The organism is Halorubrum zhoui, from assembly GCF_051194155.1.
GTDB lineage: Archaea > Halobacteriota > Halobacteria > Halobacteriales > Haloferacaceae > Halorubrum.
This window is the reverse complement of sequence record NZ_JBLZNJ010000003.1, coordinates 1-16823: the sequence shown is the minus strand read 5'-3', so window position 1 is coordinate 16823 and position 16823 is coordinate 1. Positions and strand designations below refer to the sequence as shown.

Sequence of the window (16823 nt, the reverse complement as noted above, 5' to 3'; positions counted from 1 at the left end):
CGGCCCGCCCGCGACCGGCAAACCCCTTAGTGTGGGGATCGAACGCCTGGTATGGAGAGCATCAATCGGACCGCGATCGAGCTCGTCGACGAGGCGCTCGACTTCGCGGGCGAACTCGACGTAGCGGGCTACGAACTCGACAACGGCGCGACGGTGATCGACTTCGGCGTGGACGCCACCGGTGGCGTGGAGGCCGGACTGCTCCTGGCGGAGATCCAGACGGCCGGCCTCGCGAGCGTGAACACGCGGCTCGGTGAGCTCGCCGGGGCCCCGAGAGAGTACGTCGAGCTCTCGACGGACCATCCGGCGGTCGCGCTGTTGTGTGCACAGAAGGCCGGCTGGGAGCTGACGTTCGACGACGGCTTCGACGGCCTCGGCTCCGGGCCGGCCCGGGCGCTCGTCGGCCAGGAGACGGAGTTCGAGCGGGTCGGGTACTACGACGAAGCCGAGTTCGCGACGCTCGCCGTCGAGTCTGCGACGCTTCCGGACGAGACGGTCGCCGAGCACGTCGCCGACCTCGCGGAGGTCGACCCGGAGGGCGTCTTCTTACCAACCTACGCCACCGGCTCGATGGCGGGATCGGTCGCGACCGCGGCACGAGCCGCAGAGCTCGCCGTGTTCCGGCTCCTCGAGGTCGGCTACGAGCCGACCGACGTGCTCCACGCGGCCGGCAGCGCGCCGATCGCCCCGGCGACCCACGACGAGGCGCTGGCGATGGGCCGGACGAACGACGCGCTGGCGTACGGCGGGCGAGTGCATCTCCAGGTGGCCCGCGACGACGACCGCTTCGAGCAGATCGTCTCGACTGTCCGCGAGGACTACGGCACCCCCTTCGTCGAGGTGTTCGACGACGCCGAGTGGGACTTCTACGCGGTGCCAGAGAGCGTGTTTGCGCCCGCACAGGTCACCGTCGACGTCGTCGACGGCCCCGTCTACACGGTCGGCGAGACCGACGAGGCGTTGCTCGCCGACTCCTTCGGCTACCGCTGATGCGGCTCAAGCGCGTTCCAGAACCCCCAGTCGACCTCGACGCGCTCGACACATACCAGCGGGCCGTCCCGCTCGTGCCTGGCGACACCGACGACTGCTGTGCTCGACTCCGTGATCGCTGTGGACTTGCGGACCGGCGGGCCGCGAACGATTGGCTCGCGTTCCTCCGCACGCTCGGTCTCGTCCGTGAGACGCCGCGCGGGTTCGTCCGCGCCGACGTCGACCCGACGGCCGAGGTGGTCCGGCGCGGCCTCCGCGACGGGATCGTACACGCACCCACCGCACTCGAGCTGCTCCGCGAGGCGACGCCGACGACGCCGGTCACGCCGGAGTCGCTGTTCGCGGCGACGCGTGCGGACGTTCCGCGACACGACCGTGCGCGGGACCCCTCGTGGGAGCAGACGTGGGTCGACCGCGCGGACCGGCTGTTGAGGTGGTTCTCGCTCGTCGATCTGGCGACGCCAATCGACGGGACAGCGACCGAGTCGTCGGCGTACGTCGCCGGCGACGCGCTCGAATCCGGCGGCTCACCGGCGTGACAAGCCTTTTTGCCGGAGCCGGTGGACCACGTGGTATGCCCGGATTCGACGAAGAGGGCCCGGCCGAGACGGTGTCGTACGAGCCCACGAGCGTGAAGGAGTTGCTCGTGGAGATGAAAGACACCGCGGAGCTCCTCATCGACCTCTCGTACTCCGCGGTGCTCCACGGGAGCCCGTCGGTCGCACACGAGGTGGTCGAACTCGAACGCCGGATGGACGTCCTCCAGCTTCGGGCCCGGATGAGCCTCATGCTCGCGGCGCGAAGTCCGAGCGAGGCCGAGACGCTGGCCCCCGTACTCGGCGTCGTCGCCGCCGCCGACAAGATATCCGACGCCGCCGGCGACATCGCGAAGATCGTGAGCGACGAGATCGGACTCCCGGACGCGATGCGCGGCGCCCTCACCGAAGGGGTCGAGACGCTCGTGCGCGGTACCGTCGTGGACGACTCGACGTACGCGGGTCGACCCCTCGGCGACGTCGACTTGGAGTCGCTGACGGGTGTGCGAGTCATCGCCGTGCGGCGCGACGACGACTGGATATGCAACCCGGGACCGGCGACGCGACTCGAGCCGGGGGATGTGACGCTGCTTCGCGGCCCCGAGGCGGGCGTCTCCGAGGTGTACCCGGCGCTCGCCGGTGAGCCGTTCGAGCCCGATCCGCCCGCAGAGCCCGCCATCGACGACCTCGAACGGGCCGTCGACTCCATCGTGTTGATGAAGAATCTCTCTGAACTCTCCGTCGACCTGGCGTACGGCGCCGTGTTGTTCGACACCGAGGCGCTCGCGACCGAGGTGTCGAACCTCGAGGTCGAAGTCGACGCGCTCCAGTCACGGTTCGAGGCGTGGACGCTTCGGGCAGCGAACGCAGCGGCGGACCCGGTCTCACTCCGCGGGCTCATCCACCTCGGCGTCGCGACCGAAGAGATCTCAGACGCCGCCGTCGAGATCGCCGAAGGAGTGTTACGTGACTTGAGCGTCCACCCGGTCGTCGAGATGGCCGTCCGTGAGTCCGACGAAATCATCACCCGAACCCCGGTCGAAGCTGGGAGCGCCCTGGCGGGGACGCGCGTCGAGGACGGCGTGCCGGCGACCGACATCTCGACGAGCGTACTCGCGATCCGCCGCCCGGACGAGGGGTGGCTCGTCGGCCCCGACCTCGACACCACCATTCGCGTCGGCGACGTCATCATCTCGAAGGGCACCCGTACGTCGGCGACCGAGTTCGCCAGTCTCGCCGATGTGTGAGCAGACGCCCGCCGCGCTCGCGCGGTCGTACTACGAGACGATCGATACCGACCGATACGAGGCGCTCGCCGACCGACTCGACCCGGCGTTCGTCCACGTGCGTCCGGACCAGACGCTTCGGGGCCGCGATCGGTTCGTCACGTTCATGCGCGAGGATCGGCCGATGACCGACACCGAACACGTCGTCGACGCGGTGTACGCGACCGACCCGGGCGACGCCTCTGGCGGTGGTCCGGCGGGTGAAGCGACCGGCGTCGCCGTTCGCGGTCGGCTCCTTGAGGCCACCGGCGACGAGCTGTTCACCTTCCTCGACGTCTTCACCGTCACCGACGGACGACTCACCCGGCTCGAGACGTACGTCCCCGTCGAGTGACCGGCCCCCTCACGTCTCTTGGACGTGACGGACCGTCGCGGCGACGCCGCGGGTCGACTCGACCATCTCTGTACCGGCCATCTCGGCGCGACCGACCGCGAACGCCCTCGGTCCCTCGATGACGACCTCGTCGCCGACGCGGATCGAATCGGTCGCGTCGACGACACCCGGCGCGAGCACCGAGCCGTGCGGAACGAAGCCGTCGATCTCGACGCGACGCGTCGGCACGTCGCGTTCGACCCACCGGCGAGCCCCCGCGAGCGTGAACGAGAGCGTGCCGTACTGTGGCACCATCGTCGCGAGCTGTTCGCGGTCGTCGCCCTCGGTCGTCCACGCTTGGAGCTTGGGATAGCGGCCCGTCGTCGAAAGGTCGGTGAACAGCGCGTCTCCCGCCCCGTCACCGATCAGGTAGTCGGCGAGTGCCCGAACGGTGTTGTGTTCGCGCTCGCGCTTGCTGTAGGCCGGCTCGCCCTCGAGTGCGGCGTCGAGCGCCGCGAGCGACGCGTCGGTCGTGGGGTGGTCCTCACAGGTGTACTCGAACGGCATATCGACGGCCGGGTCGGCCTCGACGCGCTCACATATCTCGCGGTACCCGTCGGTCGGCACGTGTGCGATAACTCGGTCGTAGTCGGTGCGAGCCAGGTACCGCCGGAGCACCTCGGCGACGAAGCCGACCTCGTCTTCGGCCCAGTCGCCCGTGACGACCGCGTCGTAGTGTTGGGCGGGATACGTCGTCTCGAGCTCCTGCGGTACGACCCCGATGGGCGAGGTCATCGAGACGGTGTGTCCGCGCCACTGGATCGCGTCGTGAAACTGCCGGTGGCTCTGTGAGTCGCTGTACGGCTTCGTCGCCGAACACGGAACGAGCACCAGCGGGTGGTCGGTGAACCGGCTTCGATATCGGGTCGTCACGCGGTCGGCGAACCGTTTGATCGCCACCCGGTCGAGCGTCTCGGCCGACGCGGCGGTGAGTTCGGCGCTTCGAAACACCGGGGTCCGCGTCTCGAGGTACGTCCACTGGTCGTCGAACTCCCGAAGCGTCGCGGTGAGCCACGCCTCGTGGCGCGCCTGTCCCTCGAGGTAGTCGCGCAGCCGTCCGGCCCGAATCCGCTCACGAACCCGCCGCAGTGCGGCCGAGAGCGCGTTGACGTTGTGTTCGGCACAGTCGGCACGGGTGAACGCGTCGCGGGGCGTCGCACACGCCGGACACGCACACGGCAGCTCGGTGAGGTCTTCGAGGAAGTGTTCGCCCGACTCGGTGAGGTACTTCCCTTGGGTGCCCTTCGTTCGCGCCAGTGTCGCGTCGACGAGGTCGACGCCGGCGGCGACGAGCGTCGCGACGTTCGCGGGCGTCGCCACGCCGGCGAGGTACAACGCGGTGTCTGCGGGCAGTGCCGCTTTCGCCGCACAGATCGCGTCGCGAAACGCCTCGCCGTGGCCGACGAACCCGGCGGCGTCGGCCAGGAGATACGCGTCCGCGCCGACCGGCTCCGGCGACGCGCTATCGACGACGGCCGCGGTCGGCGCGTCGACGTCGGGGTGATCGACCCGAAACGCCTCCCGAACCGCCGTGCGCGTCCCCGCCGGAAACGATCGGTGTGGAAGCACAGTAAGCGCCGCGGGGTCGCCGGCGGGCTCCTCGCGGTCGGCAGCCCAGAGGCTGCCGGCGTCGACGAGGAACGGGTCGGCGAGCGCGGGCGTGGTCACCGGGTCGGTGAGTCGCACCTCACCGATCCTCGCCGCGCCGTCGCGCTCGTGCACCTCGAAGTACTCGGTCATGGTCGTCCTCTCGCGGGCATCAGTAACCCTCTTGCGCTTCTCGAATGCCCTCTCGCGCCCTCGACGGTCAGTAGCCGCGGGTGATGAGGTAGTCCGCGAGGTCTTCGAGGAGGCGGCGGGCGTCGCTCTCCGGGAGCACCGAGAGGTGCTCTTTCGAGCGCTCTGTGAGCTCCGTCGCCGTCTCTCTGGCGTACGCGATGGACCCGGCCGCCTCGAGGGTCTCGACCGCCTCGTCGACGGCCGCCTCGGTGACGGCCGCCGGCGTCTCTGCGTCGACGAGTCCGTCGACGTCGACGCCCGCACGACGGGCGTGGAGGGTGACGAGCGTCTCTTTGCCCTCGACGAGGTCCGAGCCGCGTTGTTTGCCGAGCTCGTCGGACGGGACGGTGAGGTCGAGCACGTCGTCTTGGATCTGAAACGCGCGGCCGGAGTCGATCCCGTACTGGTACAGCGCGTCGACGACGTCGTCGTCGGCGCCGAGCAACACGCCCGCCATCGAGGCTGCCGCGCCGTACAACACGGCGGTCTTCAACTCGACCATCTCGAGGTACTCGTCGGGGTCGATGTCGTCGCGCGACTCGAAGGCGACGTCGAGCGACTGTCCCTCACAGATCTCCGTACACGTCGAGGCGAGCAGTCGCATCGCCGCCTGCCCGCACGCCGGGTCGGCGCCGGTCTCTGACAGTATCTCGAACGCCTTCGAGTAGAGCGTGTCGCCGGCGAGGATCGCCGTCGAGGTGTCGTACTGCTCGTGGACCGCGGGAACACCGCGACGCAGCGCGTCGTCGTCCATGATGTCGTCGTGGATCAGCGTGAACGACTGGATCACCTCGATCGAGACGGCCGCGCGCATGACGTCCACGACGCTCCCGTCGGGGGCGGTGAACGCCCGGAAGTCGGCGCTCATCGGCTCGACGTCGGCCACTGCCTCCGCTGCGAGCGTCGTCACCGCGGGCCGGAGCCGCTTGCCTCCCGCCTCGAGGATGTACCGCGACGCCTCGTAGAGCCGCTCCGGCGGCTGTACGGGGAGCTCATCGTCGATAGCGGCGTTGACCAGCTCGCGCCGCTCGCGGATGGCCTCGAGCACCCGCGCCTCCGTCGTCTCGGTCGTCATTCGACGAGTTGGATGGTGTTTCCGTTCTGCGTGACGTGGAGGTCACGACCGAGCTTGTACCCCTGTGCGTTCGCCAGGTCGACGTACGGCGACCGGCCCTTCATGTTCTGGTGAGCGGGGAGGAGGTGTTGCGGCTGGAGCGTGTCGAGCATCTCGTAGTGCCCCTCCTCGCGCAGGTGTCCGGAGACGTGAATGTCGTCGAAGATCCGCGCGCCCTGCATCCGGAGCAGCTGTTCGGACTGGTACCGCTGTCCCTCGTTGGTCGGCTCGGGGATGATCCCCGCGCTGAAGACGACCTTGTCGCCGTCTTCGAGCTCGTACGGCGTCTCACCGCGTCCCATCCGGGTCAACATCGCGCGCGGCTCACCCTGGTGGCCCGTCACGATGGGGAGGAAGTTGCCCTTCCCCTCCTTCATGATCCGCTTGAACGCGCGGTCGACGGACTTGCGGTGACCGTACATCCCGACGTCGCCCTGGAAGTCGACGAAGTCGAGTCGCTCTGCGGTGCCGGAGTACTTCTCCATCGAACGGCCGAGCAGAACCGGCTGTCTGCCGATCTCACGGGCGAACTCGACGAGCGACTTCACCCGCGCGATGTGTGAAGAGAACGTCGTCGCGACGATGCCGCCCGAGTAGTCTTCGACCGACGTGAGCGTATCGTGGAGGTGTTTTCGCGCGACCGACTCCGACGGCGTGCGGCCCTTCTTGCCGGCGTTGGTGCAGTCTTCGATGTAACAGAGCACACCCTCGTCCTGGCGGCCGATCTCGCGGAATCGGGCCATGTCTATCGGGTCGCCGATGACCGGCGTGTGGTCCATTCGCTTGTCGAGGCCGTAGACGATGGCCCCCTCGGGCGTGTGTAACACCGGGTTGATCGCGTCGATGATCGAGTGGGTAACGTTGACGAACTCCAGCTCGACCTGTTCGGAGTCACCGATCGCCATCGTGCCGCCGGCTTTCATCTTCACGAGGTCGTTGTCGACGTTGAACTTCCCCTCGTCTGCGACCTGTTGTTTCACCAGTTCGATGGTGTACGGCGACCCGACCACGGGCGCGTTGTATCGGTGCGCGAGCTTGGGAATCGCCGCGATGTGGTCGAGGTGACCGTGCGTCGGGACGATGGCCTGGACGTCGCCTTCGAGGTCGCTCATGATCCGATCGTCTGGGATCGCGCCCATGTCGATCAGGTCGAGGCTGTGCATCTTCTCGGTCTCCACGTTGTCGTGGATGAGGACCTTACTCAGGTTCAGGCCCATATCGAAGATGACGATGTCCTCGCCCGCACGGACCGCCGTCATCTGTCTGCCGACCTCCTCGTAGCCGCCGATTGTCGCAATTTCGATTTCCATAGTGGTGTGGGTTCGATCGCCGCCGTTCGGCGGTCTCTCACTGGTACCCCGCACAGGAGCCGTCAGCCCCGGCGTCTAACCGCGTGTCGGTGAAGGCCCCGCTACGGCCGAGCCGACGTCGGCTCACCGTGTCCCGCGGGAGTGTGGTACCCCGACGTAGACCACGGGACGATAAAAACACCGGGGATCGTCGCCGCGGCGACCGCCTCGCCCGTCACACCGCCCCATCCTGACCGTCACACCGCCCCACCCATCGCGCCGTTCTGCTCACCGCGACGTCGATCCCGTCTCGATCGGCACGCCGACGAGGTTCCCCCACTCGGTCCAAGACCCGTCGTAGTTGGCCACGCGATCGAAGCCGAGCAGTTCCGACAGCGCGAGCCACGTGATAGACGACCGCTCACCGATCCGACAGTAGGCGATGACGGCGTCGTCGGCCGTGATCCCGTGGTCCGCGTACAGCGCCCGAAGCGCTGCCGGCGATTTGAACCGACGATCCGGCCGGAGGTTCTCGGCCCACAGCACGTTGGTCGCGCCCGGCACGTGTCCTCCGCGGACCGCCGACTCGTCCGTGCCCGGCGGGGCGGTCCGCTCGCCGCGGAACTCGGCGTCGAGTCTAACGTCGACGAGGACTGTCTCGTCGTCGATCGCCGCAGAGACGTCGGCGCGAGACGCGCGCACGGCCGGTCGCGCCGGCGGTGACAGCGGCCGACCGTACGACCGCGTCGTCGTCGACACCGTCGCGGTCGACGTCGGGTATCCCTGTTCGACCCAGTACTCGCGGCCGCCGTCGACGACCCGGACGTCCGGGTGCCCGTAGTGGGTGAGCTGCCAGTACAAGTGCGTTGCGAACCAGTTCGCCTCGTCGCCGTACACGACGACCGTCGTCTCTGCGGTGATCCCGCAGTCGCCGAGGAGTCGGGCCATCGCCTCCGGGCCGACGATATCGTGGCTGTCGGCTGCACGGAGGTCGCGCCGCCAGTCGAGGCCGACCGCCCCGGGAACGTGCCCGCGCCCGTAGCGGTCGGTGTCGACGTCGACCTCGACGACCCGGAGCCCGGGGTCGTTAGCGGTCGCTCGGTCGAGCCGGTCGGCGACCCAGTCGGGTGAGACGAGGGCTGCGTCCGGGTACGCGTCGGTCACGGCGCCCCCTCGTCGACGAAGGCCTTCGCGAGCTCCGCGGTTGCGCGCCGGAGTCGGTACGAGACGGTCGAGCGCGGAACGTCGAGTTCTTCGGCCAGTTCGTCGAGCGTCACCTCGCGGGGGGTCTCGAAGTAGCCGTGCTCGACGGCGGTCACGAGCGTCTGCCGTTGTTCTGCGCGAAGGCCACCGGGCGCGAGCAGGTCGCCGCGCCACCGGTCGAGCTCGGTCAGGTGGTCGAACGAGAAGGAGAGGCCGTCGGCGAGACGGGCACTCACGGAGTCGTACAGGAGCCCGACCTTCTCGTCGTCCTGTGCGAGGACGCGCCACTGCGCCGTCGCTCCCGACCGCACCTGTTTGAACACCACGCCGGTCTCGAAGAACCGGGTTGCGAGCAGCGGGACGGCGTCGCAGTAGTCGATACCCGAGAGGTGGGTGTAGGTGACCCGCCTGCGGCGCTCACCGGCCAGCCGACTGACGGTTCGCGTCGCCGCACAGGGCCGCCCGCTCACGGACTCGCGGTCGGGCGCGCCGTCGTCGAAGTGCGCGTCGACCGCCTCGATCTCGCCCGGGTCGCCCGTGAGAAACTCGAGTGACCACATCCGTGAGGGGTCGAGACAGGCGTACACCGTCTCCGATCGGAGCGAGTCGCACTCGATGAACGTGTCCATGTACGCGTCTGCGCCGGGCTCGTAGGTGATCGTGAAGCTAAAGTCGTACATTTAGGCGTCTCCGAGGGGCGGCCGTTCGCGGTCGTGACGTGGTCGCCGCGCGCCGGCCGCCCGTCTCTCATCGTCGATCGACCGGGTTGGCTCACGACAACGACGGACATAGGGCTCGCTGGCCACGTCGATCCTGTGTATGGTCGCGCTTCGTTCGCTCGCTCGCCGTGCGGCCGCCGTCGACCGACGCGTCCTGGTTCCGGGCGTCGTCGCGCTCGTCGTCGCGGTCGTCGGCGTCGCGTACGGCATCGTCGCCGACGATGCCGTCACGGCGCTCGGTGCGCTGTTGTTCGTGCCGAGTGCAGCACTGCTGGTCGGCATCGCACTCAGACGAGACCGTGGCGTCGAGACCCGAGAGCGTCGACGCATCGGATGATCGGGTTGGGTACCGACGACCCAGTGTGGGTTAGCGTACATCGGCCAATCGTTCGGTGACGTGTTGATCGACGTTGTACATGAACACCGCGACGAGTCCCAACACCGTCGCGAAGTAGCCGACGAGTTGCGGTGGACCGGACGTCAGCCCACCCACGGCGGCTCCCGTGAAGCCGACGACGGTGAGTTCGACCCACGTGACGAGCACCCGCGAGAGCAGCCGTCCGGTTCCGACGGAGCCACGATTCCCGGTCGATTGCGTACCGTCGTCCGTTCGGTCGTCGTCTCTTCGGTCGTCGTCCGTTCGGTCGTCGTCTACCTGGTCGCCTGGCCAACCGCCATCTGCCGACTGCGGGGACCCGTCCGCGTCGCCCATCAGTAAGTCTCCTCCGGTGATATCGGCCCGCTGAACGCCGAGTACAGCACGATAAAGTACAGCGTCACGAGCGGCAACAACAGCGACGCACCGACCGTCATCAGGTTCAACGGCAGGGTAGAGACGATCGCCTCGTCGACGCGGAGGCCGACCGCAGGGTCGATCTGCGGGTACATGAGGAGGCCGACGACCGCCGCGAGCCCGTAGGTGAGTCCCCCGGCTGCGGCGAGTGCCGCGAGGTTCGCGCCGCGCCGCAGCGCGAGTGCGTACCCACCGGCGAGGCCGATCGATGCGACGACCAATCCGAGTATCGGCGGGTCGAACAGCGCGGCGGTGCCGCCCGGGAGCCGGAAGGCGAGGACGGCGAGCGTCGCGACGACCGCGACGAGGTAGCCGGCGACCGCGACGAGTCCGTATCGCGTCACCTTCGTCGGCAGCGTCTCTCCGGTCTTCAGCCGAAGGAACGCCGCCCCGGAGACGACGGTGAGCGAGGTGAGCGTTACGCCGATGACGACGCCGACGAGAGTGGCCGACCGCGTGCTTCCGACGAGCCAGTTGCCGGCGAACGCACCGAGGAGGAACGGGGCGAGGACGCTCCCGGCGACGAACGACCGACCCCACCACCGCTGCCAGCGGGCGTCGTGGCGCTGCTCGTACATCTCCGGGGCAAGCCCGCGGAGGATGAGCGCCCCGAGGATGCCGAACATCAACAGGTAGTGCCGGCTGAACAGGTTGGCGTACGCTGCCGGGAACGACGCGAAGAGCGCGCCGCCGAAGACGACGAGCCACACCTCGTTGCCGTCCCAGAACGGTCCGATCGCCGAGAGGACTGACTCGCGCTCGGTTCGCCCGGAGAGGCCGGCGAAGATCGCCCCAGCGCCGAAGTCGAAGCCGTCGAGGAACAAGAACGTCCCGAGCATGGCGAACAACAACGCGAACCACAACTCCGCGAGCGGCAGCCCGAACAGCGGGCCGGCACCGAGTGTCTCGACGCTAATCATCGTCGGCGACCCCCGGTGCCCCTGGCGCGGACGGCGACGGTGGCGCGTCGGGCACCGACCGCAGGCTCGACTCGCCGGGTGGACCGTTGCGGATGATGCGGGCAATCACGTAGACGTACAGTCCGAGCAGCGCCGCGTAGACGAGGACGAACCCGACGAGCGTGATCGTCGCCTCGGCGGCGGTGAGTCCCGGAGAGACGCCCTCGCTCGTCTTCATCACGCCCTGGATCACCCACGGCTGGCGGCCGACTTCGGTGACGATCCAGCCAAGGTGCACCGCGACGATCCCAAGCAGCGAGGAGGCCATGAGCGCCTTGTGTAACAGGCCGTCTTCGAACAGCTCGCCGGTGAACCAGCGGTAGCCGCCCCAGAACGCGAGGAGGATGAACCAGAACCCGAGCCCGACCATCCCCCGGAACGCCCAGAAGACGATCGCGACCGGCGGAGCCTCCGACTCGAAGGTCTCGAGCCCGCGTATCTCCGCCGACGGATCACCCCCGCTGGCGAGCCACGAGGCACCACCCGGGATTCCGATGCCGAAGAGCTCCTTCGCACGCGGATCGGTGAGTTGGTCGAGACTCGTCGGGACGGCGACCAGGTACTCTGGCACGTATGCCTCCGTCTCCCAGACGGCCTCCATCGCGGCGAACTTCTGTGGCTGCGTCTCGGCGACGTGCCGGCCGTACATGTCGCCGTGGAGCACCTGTAGCGGGGCGGTGATGAGCAGTGCGACGAGCGCGATCTTCAGCGTCACCTCCCAGAACTCGACGTGTTGGGTCTGATAGCCCCACACGTGGTGTCTGAAGACGAAGTACGCGGCGACACCGGCCATGAACAACGCCACGGATTCGACTGCCGCGTTCTGCATGTGGACGTACATGTATCCGAACCGCGGCGTAAAGTACGCCGCAAGGGGGTCGACGAGGTGGATCACCGGCTGGCCGTTCTCGGTCACCACCTCGTAGCCGCGGGGCGTCTGCATCCACGAGTTGGCGATCAGGATCCACACCGCAGAGAGCCAGGTACCCAGTCCGACGGCAACACTGGAGACAAAGTAAAGCGCGTCACCGACGCGCTCGCGGCCGAAGACGAAGACGCCGAGGAAGGTGGCCTCGAGCATGAACGCCATCATCCCTTCGACCGCGAGCGGCCCGCCGAACAGCTCGCCCGCGGCCGTCGAGAACGCCGCGAAGTTCGTCCCGAACTCGAACTCCAAGACGATCCCCGTCACCGTCCCGACGACGAACGAGATGGCGAATATCTTGGTCCAAAACCGGCGTAACTGCTCGTATATCGGTTCACCCGTCCGAATGTCCTTCCAGGTGAAGTAGATGAGAAACGGCGCCAACCCCATGCTCATCACCGGGAAGATGATGTGGACGATGGTCGTGATGGCGAACTGCAGCCGACTGGCGAGGACTGGGTCTATCATACCGGGCACACCCGCGTTTACACGCGTACGAGTTACGTTCGGACATCCACTAGATTAACGGGCGGCTTGTCGTGTGACAACCTGATCGTTTATGCAGCGGCTGTACGACGAGATTGCATGGAGACGCGAGACGTCGTCCTCGCACTGGTCGGGCTCGTCACGGCCGTGATGGCCGTTCGAGCGGTCGTCGCGCTCACTGCGGGTGACGTCGGGACGGTCGGCCGGCAGATCGGCGTGGGCGGCGTGATCCTCGCTTTCGGCATCGGTCTCTATCGGCGGTGGAACGAGGAGCTCGGGTGACGAGGCTAGGGCGTCTCGTCTCGTCTCGTCGAACACATCGATCCGTCCGTCTCCCGGTATTTTTAATAGTTTCACGGGCACCGGTTGACGTAATGAGTGGACGACCCCTCGACGTGCTCGAAGCGTCGCTCGAGGAGCCGGTGACGGTACACCTCAAAGATGGGACGACGTACTACGGCGTCCTCGGCGGCTACGACCAGCACATGAACATCGTGATCGAACCGGAGCCGGCCGTCGACGACCGCGTCGACGACGACCTCGACGGCGAGTTCGCCGTCGCAATCGAAGACACAACGATTATACGCGGCGATAACGTCGTCACGATCAAAGCATGACCGGCTCCGGCACGCCCTCTCAAGGGAAAAAGAACAAGACGGTACACGTGAAGTGCCGCCGCTGCGGCGAGAAGTCGTACCACCTCACGAAAGAACGGTGCGCCTCCTGCGGCTTCGGCGACTCTGCGAAGCGACGCGACTACGCCTGGCAGTCGAAAGCCGGCGACCACTGACCGACGATCCGCGTTTTATCGCCTCCTACCTGCTGTCTGTCCGCTGTCTTCGTGAGTGACTCGTGTGTCCGGACACTCACCCGTTCGAGGGCGGATGCACGAAGAGCCCGTCGACGACGAGGAGACAACAGAGCAGCGCTGCACCACAGACGGCGACGACCCAGGCGTCGAACGCGAGGGTCCCGACGCCGGACGTCCCGAAAAACACCACTGGCATCCCGCCGAGGATCACGTCCGCGCGGTCGAGATCTGTGGAGAGGGTCGAGCCCGACATCGACTCACTCCATGTAGCCCAACTCGCGGAGTTTCGCGGCGATCTGTTTCGCTTCGGCCGCCGAGATCGGCTCGTCGGTCTCCATCTCTCGAACCACGACGTGTTTCACGAACTCTTTCACCGAGCCGAACGGCTCGTCTTCGATGTACGCTTCCACGTCCGCGACGAACTCCTTGCGCAGCGAGATGGTGGTGTACTCGCTCATCACACGGATGGTGTGACGCCTCGATAAAAAGTCTAATTATATCTAATTAGCGCCTTCGATTCGCTCACGGGCGGCCGCGACGAGCAGCGGGAGCGTCACGGTCGCGTCCCCGTACACCGAGGCGTTTTGTGCGTCCGGCTCCAGTTTTCCCCACGAGCGCGCCTCTTCGAGCGTGGCCCCCGAGAGGCCACCCGTCGCCTCGGGGTCCATGGTGAGCTGGACGGCGTAGTCGTACGCACGCGGAGTCACGAGCATGGTTTGGAGCGTGAAGTTCTTTGGAACGCCCCCGCCGACGAGCAGACAGCCCGCGTCGTCGGCCGCGAACGCGAGGTCGGTGAGCGCCGTCATGTCCGCGAGTGCGTCCAGGGTGAAGTCGGCGGTCTGTGCGTACATCCACGCCTGTAAGCCCAACACGGAGTCTTGGACCGCCGGACAGTACACCGGCACGTCCGCGTCGGCCGCGGCGGCGGCCACGCCCGGGTCCTCGGCGACGTCGTCGCGCTCGTTTACTCGGGCGTTCGCCTCGCCGAGTGCCGTACACAACTCTGCAATGGAGACGGGCCCGGATCCCTCGAGCGACGGGAACACCGCCTCACGGAGGTGGTGTTCGAACGCGGTGAAGTGCTCTTGCGGTAAGTAGACGTTGTAGATCCGGTCGACTCCCTCCTCGCGCAGCGTCTCGTCGTGCTCGCGGAGGCTGCGTTCCGGGTCGTGGGTGCGACCGTGGTGATGTTTGCCGCCGATCGCCTCGATCGCGTCGTGTGTCAGGTTCGCACCGGTGGTGACGAGTGCGTCGATATACCCGTCACGGATCAGATCGGAGACAATCCGGCGCATTCCCGCAGGGACCATCGCGCCGGCGAGCGAGCAGAACACGGTGCAGTCGTCGTTCGCGAGCATCTCGGTGAGGACGTCGCCGGCGTCGTTGAGTGCGCTTGCACCGATCCCGGCCTCACCGTAGGCGTCTAGCAGCTCGCCGGCGGTCATCCCGGCTTCGACCCGCGCGTGCCCGACGGGGTCGTGGCTGAACTCCTCCCGGTCGCTTCCCTCGTCGGTGTGCGTCTCGCTCTCCTCGTCGGCGTCGTCGGTCATGTCCACCACTGTGGCGTGCCGGGGTTTGAACCGACCGATCGGCACGCACGTGCGCGACGCATCCGCCACTCACCGGCGGAAACAGCGCCAGCTCGTCTCCCGCGTCCAGCGTCGTCTCCAGTCCGTCCTCGTGGTGGACGTTTCGCCCGTTGTGCAGGACGTTGATGTGGTCGGCGACGTCGCCGTCTTCGAGGACCCGGTCACGAAGCGCCGGGTGCGTCGCGAGCAACTCGTCGAGGGCATCGCCGACGGTGTCGCCGGCGGCCACGTCAACGTCGACGACGCGGTTGCCAGCGATCTCCGCGATGTCCGCGAACAGCTTCCACTCCATACCTCTCCCTCGCGCGGGGACGAGTGATGAGCGTTGCGTCCTCGGTGGATTTACGACGGTCGCTGGAGACGAGCGGGCATGGAGTTGAGCCGCGAGTGGGTCTCGGTCCGTGCGTCGGTGCTCCTGACGTTCGCCGTCGCCGTGTGCTCGATCGTCGTCGGCCTGCTCCACATCGGCGGGGTCGGCGTCGGTGGCCCGCTCGCGCCGTACGTTCCGTCGTCGATCCAGCAGGCCGTCGGGTTCACCGGGACGGTGACCGGCGTCGCGATGCTCGCGAGCGGATTCGCGCTGCTTCGGGGGTACCGCATCGGGTGGTACCTGACGGCGGTGTTGCTCCCGCTTGCGGCCGCACAGGGACTACTCCAGACGTCTGCCGTCTCGTTGCTGCTCGTGGCGTTCTCGCTCGCGTCCGTCGTGCCGCTCGCGGTCAACCGGGGGCGTTTCGACCGACGGTTCGTCCCGTCGCCGACGCAGCTCGCCGCCGGGACCGCGCTCGGTGCCGCGGTCGCGTACGGCACCGTCGGGTCGTACGCGCTGCGCGAGGAGTTCGCCGGCGTCGACACGCTCGTCGACGCGTTCTACTTCACCATCGTCACGGCCTCGACGGTCGGGTACGGCGACGTGACGCCCGGTACCGGAATCACGAAGCTGTTCGTGCTCTCCTCGCTCGTGTTGAACGTCGCGGCCTTCGCGGTCGCACTCGGTGTCCTCCTCACCCCTGCCATCGAGGCAGGGCTCTCGAAGGCGCTCGGAACCATGACAAACAGACAGTTCGAACTCCTCGACGACCACGTCCTCGTGTTGGGGTACGGCGACCTCACGGAGCCTATCCTCGACGGACTCGACGAACAGGGACACGCACACGCCGTCGTGACGACCGACGAGACGGCGACCCGTCGGCTGACAGAGCGGTCGGTGCCGGTGCTCACGGCCGACCCGAGCGACGTCGACCCGCTTCGCCGCGTTCGCATCGAGGACGCCCGGGCCGTCGTCGTCGCGGCTGCCGACGACGCGCGCGACGCGCTTGCCATCCTCACGGCCAGACAGCTCAACCCGGACGTCAGGATCGTCGCGGCCGCGACCCAGCGGGAGAACATCGACAAGCTCCGCCGTGCCGGGGCCGACCGCGTGATCTCGCCGTCGGTCCTCGGCGGACAGATGCTCGTCGACTCGGCGTTCGGCACCGACGACGCCGACGCGTTGACGCGGGCGGCCGACGACGCGGTCGACTCGGGGTCGGATGCGAGCGGCGAGCCGACGGCGCACCCGGGCGAGCCGGACGTGTAGGCGTGTCTGGCTCGTGTACGCGGGTCCCGACCGTGCCGTCTCAGGTGCCCCTGTGCGGCCCGTGTGCACGTCGCTCGGTCCCACCCGCCTCTCGGTCGATTCATCGGACGTCAGTTGAACCACACCCTCCCCAACCGATTCGCTCTCGTACGTGTGTGGCTGCGTGAGCACCACGACCCCGTGACAGCCGGACACCACTTCGCCACACCCTCCCAAATGCGCATGTGGCGGTGGTATTGCCGACATGACCTGTGACACCCGGGCACTAACTACCGCCACACCCTCCCAAATGCGCATGTGGCGGTGGTATTGCCGACATGACCTGTGACACCCGGGCACTAACTACCGCCACACCCTCCCAAATGCGCATGTGGCGGTGGTATTGCCGACAT

General features: G+C 67.6%; 20 protein-coding genes and 1 pseudogene. 9 read left to right on the top strand and 12 right to left on the bottom strand.

Annotation, left to right across the window (positions count from 1 at the left end):
• The first annotated feature begins 51 nt into the window (after positions 1-51).
• The 4 genes from mch to ACNTAO_RS04175 are packed head-to-tail and all read left to right on the top strand — an operon-like array spanning position 52 to position 3146.
• Positions 52-990: a methenyltetrahydromethanopterin cyclohydrolase gene (gene mch / locus ACNTAO_RS04190; protein WP_435160710.1), complete on the top strand. Its 939-nt coding sequence runs from the start codon at positions 52-54 to the stop codon at positions 988-990.
• The gene (locus tag ACNTAO_RS04185; protein ID WP_435160709.1) at positions 990-1529 is read left to right on the top strand and encodes a double winged helix-containing putative transcriptional regulator; all 540 of its coding nucleotides are present in this window, start codon (positions 990-992) and stop codon (positions 1527-1529) included. Before mch ends, ACNTAO_RS04185 begins: the two co-directional genes overlap by 1 nt.
• A 35-nt stretch (positions 1530-1564) precedes the next feature.
• Positions 1565-2773: a potassium channel family protein gene (locus ACNTAO_RS04180; RefSeq protein ID WP_435160708.1), complete on the top strand. Its 1209-nt coding sequence runs from the start codon at positions 1565-1567 to the stop codon at positions 2771-2773.
• Positions 2766-3146: a nuclear transport factor 2 family protein gene (locus ACNTAO_RS04175; RefSeq protein ID WP_435160707.1), complete on the top strand. Its 381-nt coding sequence runs from the start codon at positions 2766-2768 to the stop codon at positions 3144-3146. Before ACNTAO_RS04180 ends, ACNTAO_RS04175 begins: the two co-directional genes overlap by 8 nt.
• Before the next feature lie 9 nt (positions 3147-3155).
• On the opposite strand, the gene arcS is transcribed toward ACNTAO_RS04175, so the two are convergent.
• The 5 genes from arcS to ACNTAO_RS04150 all read right to left on the bottom strand — a co-directional run bounded on the left by arcS (position 3156) and on the right by ACNTAO_RS04150 (position 9250).
• A complete protein-coding gene (arcS, locus tag ACNTAO_RS04170) occupies positions 3156-4925 on the bottom strand; it encodes an archaeosine synthase subunit alpha (RefSeq protein ID WP_435160706.1) in 1770 nt (589 codons plus the stop codon).
• Between the two features lie 67 nt (positions 4926-4992).
• Positions 4993-6039 (bottom strand): polyprenyl synthetase family protein, encoded by a 1047-nt coding sequence (locus ACNTAO_RS04165; RefSeq protein ID WP_435160705.1) that lies wholly within the window; start codon positions 6037-6039, stop codon positions 4993-4995.
• Positions 6036-7388 carry an RNase J family beta-CASP ribonuclease gene (locus ACNTAO_RS04160; protein WP_435160704.1) on the bottom strand — a complete coding sequence of 451 codons (1353 nt, stop codon included), beginning with the start codon at positions 7386-7388 and terminating at the stop codon, positions 6036-6038. The genes ACNTAO_RS04165 and ACNTAO_RS04160 overlap by 4 nt, the downstream gene beginning before the upstream one ends.
• Before the next feature lie 267 nt (positions 7389-7655).
• Positions 7656-8531 (bottom strand): sulfurtransferase, encoded by an 876-nt coding sequence (locus ACNTAO_RS04155; protein WP_435160703.1) that lies wholly within the window; start codon positions 8529-8531, stop codon positions 7656-7658.
• Positions 8528-9250, bottom strand: a complete 723-nt coding sequence (locus ACNTAO_RS04150; protein WP_435160702.1) for a helix-turn-helix domain-containing protein — start codon at positions 9248-9250, stop codon at positions 8528-8530. The genes ACNTAO_RS04155 and ACNTAO_RS04150 overlap by 4 nt, the downstream gene beginning before the upstream one ends.
• Before the next feature lie 139 nt (positions 9251-9389).
• On the opposite strand from ACNTAO_RS04150, the gene ACNTAO_RS04145 reads away from it, so the two are divergent.
• Positions 9390-9626: a hypothetical protein gene (locus ACNTAO_RS04145; protein ID WP_435160701.1), complete on the top strand. Its 237-nt coding sequence runs from the start codon at positions 9390-9392 to the stop codon at positions 9624-9626.
• Between the two features lie 30 nt (positions 9627-9656).
• Here the strand turns inward: ACNTAO_RS04145 and ACNTAO_RS04140 are convergent, their stop codons facing one another.
• From ACNTAO_RS04140 to ACNTAO_RS04130, 3 genes are read right to left on the bottom strand one after another with little or no spacing between them, the layout of a single operon-like run.
• On the bottom strand, positions 9657-10001 hold the full coding sequence (locus tag ACNTAO_RS04140; protein WP_435160700.1) for a hypothetical protein: 345 nt from the start codon (positions 9999-10001) through the stop codon (positions 9657-9659).
• Positions 10001-11002 (bottom strand): cytochrome d ubiquinol oxidase subunit II, encoded by a 1002-nt coding sequence (locus tag ACNTAO_RS04135; protein WP_435160698.1) that lies wholly within the window; start codon positions 11000-11002, stop codon positions 10001-10003. Before ACNTAO_RS04135 ends, ACNTAO_RS04140 begins: the two co-directional genes overlap by 1 nt.
• On the bottom strand, positions 10995-12434 hold the full coding sequence (locus ACNTAO_RS04130; protein WP_435160697.1) for a cytochrome ubiquinol oxidase subunit I: 1440 nt from the start codon (positions 12432-12434) through the stop codon (positions 10995-10997). The genes ACNTAO_RS04135 and ACNTAO_RS04130 overlap by 8 nt, the downstream gene beginning before the upstream one ends.
• Positions 12435-12551: 117 nt before the next feature.
• Here ACNTAO_RS04130 and ACNTAO_RS04125 point away from each other — a divergent pair, with 117 nt between their 5' ends.
• The 3 genes from ACNTAO_RS04125 to ACNTAO_RS04115 all read left to right on the top strand — a co-directional run bounded on the left by ACNTAO_RS04125 (position 12552) and on the right by ACNTAO_RS04115 (position 13242).
• Complete coding sequence (locus tag ACNTAO_RS04125; RefSeq protein ID WP_435160695.1) at positions 12552-12734, top strand: DUF8073 family membrane protein; 183 nt, start codon at positions 12552-12554, stop codon at positions 12732-12734.
• A gap of 92 nt (positions 12735-12826) precedes the next feature.
• Complete coding sequence (locus ACNTAO_RS04120; protein ID WP_435160694.1) at positions 12827-13069, top strand: LSM domain-containing protein; 243 nt, start codon at positions 12827-12829, stop codon at positions 13067-13069.
• Complete coding sequence (locus tag ACNTAO_RS04115) at positions 13066-13242, top strand: 50S ribosomal protein L37e (protein WP_435160693.1); 177 nt, start codon at positions 13066-13068, stop codon at positions 13240-13242. Before ACNTAO_RS04120 ends, ACNTAO_RS04115 begins: the two co-directional genes overlap by 4 nt.
• A gap of 76 nt (positions 13243-13318) precedes the next feature.
• Here the strand turns inward: ACNTAO_RS04115 and ACNTAO_RS04110 are convergent, their stop codons facing one another.
• The 4 genes and pseudogenes from ACNTAO_RS04110 to ACNTAO_RS04095 all read right to left on the bottom strand — a co-directional run.
• Complete coding sequence (locus tag ACNTAO_RS04110) at positions 13319-13516, bottom strand: DUF8015 family protein (RefSeq protein ID WP_435160691.1); 198 nt, start codon at positions 13514-13516, stop codon at positions 13319-13321.
• Between the two features lie 4 nt (positions 13517-13520).
• Entirely contained in the window at positions 13521-13721 is a 201-nt protein-coding gene (locus ACNTAO_RS04105) for a hypothetical protein (protein WP_435160690.1), read from the bottom strand.
• A 42-nt stretch (positions 13722-13763) separates the two neighbouring features.
• A complete protein-coding gene (locus ACNTAO_RS04100; protein WP_435160689.1) occupies positions 13764-14813 on the bottom strand; it encodes a deoxyhypusine synthase in 1050 nt (349 codons plus the stop codon).
• A 55-nt stretch (positions 14814-14868) separates the two neighbouring features.
• Positions 14869-15144 (bottom strand): annotated as a pseudogene (locus ACNTAO_RS04095) (ubiquitin-like small modifier protein 1); the annotation flags it as partial.
• A 78-nt stretch (positions 15145-15222) separates the two neighbouring features.
• On the opposite strand from ACNTAO_RS04095, the gene ACNTAO_RS04090 reads away from it, so the two are divergent.
• Complete coding sequence (locus tag ACNTAO_RS04090; RefSeq protein WP_435160688.1) at positions 15223-16431, top strand: NAD-binding protein; 1209 nt, start codon at positions 15223-15225, stop codon at positions 16429-16431.
• Positions 16432-16823: the final 392 nt, after the last annotated feature.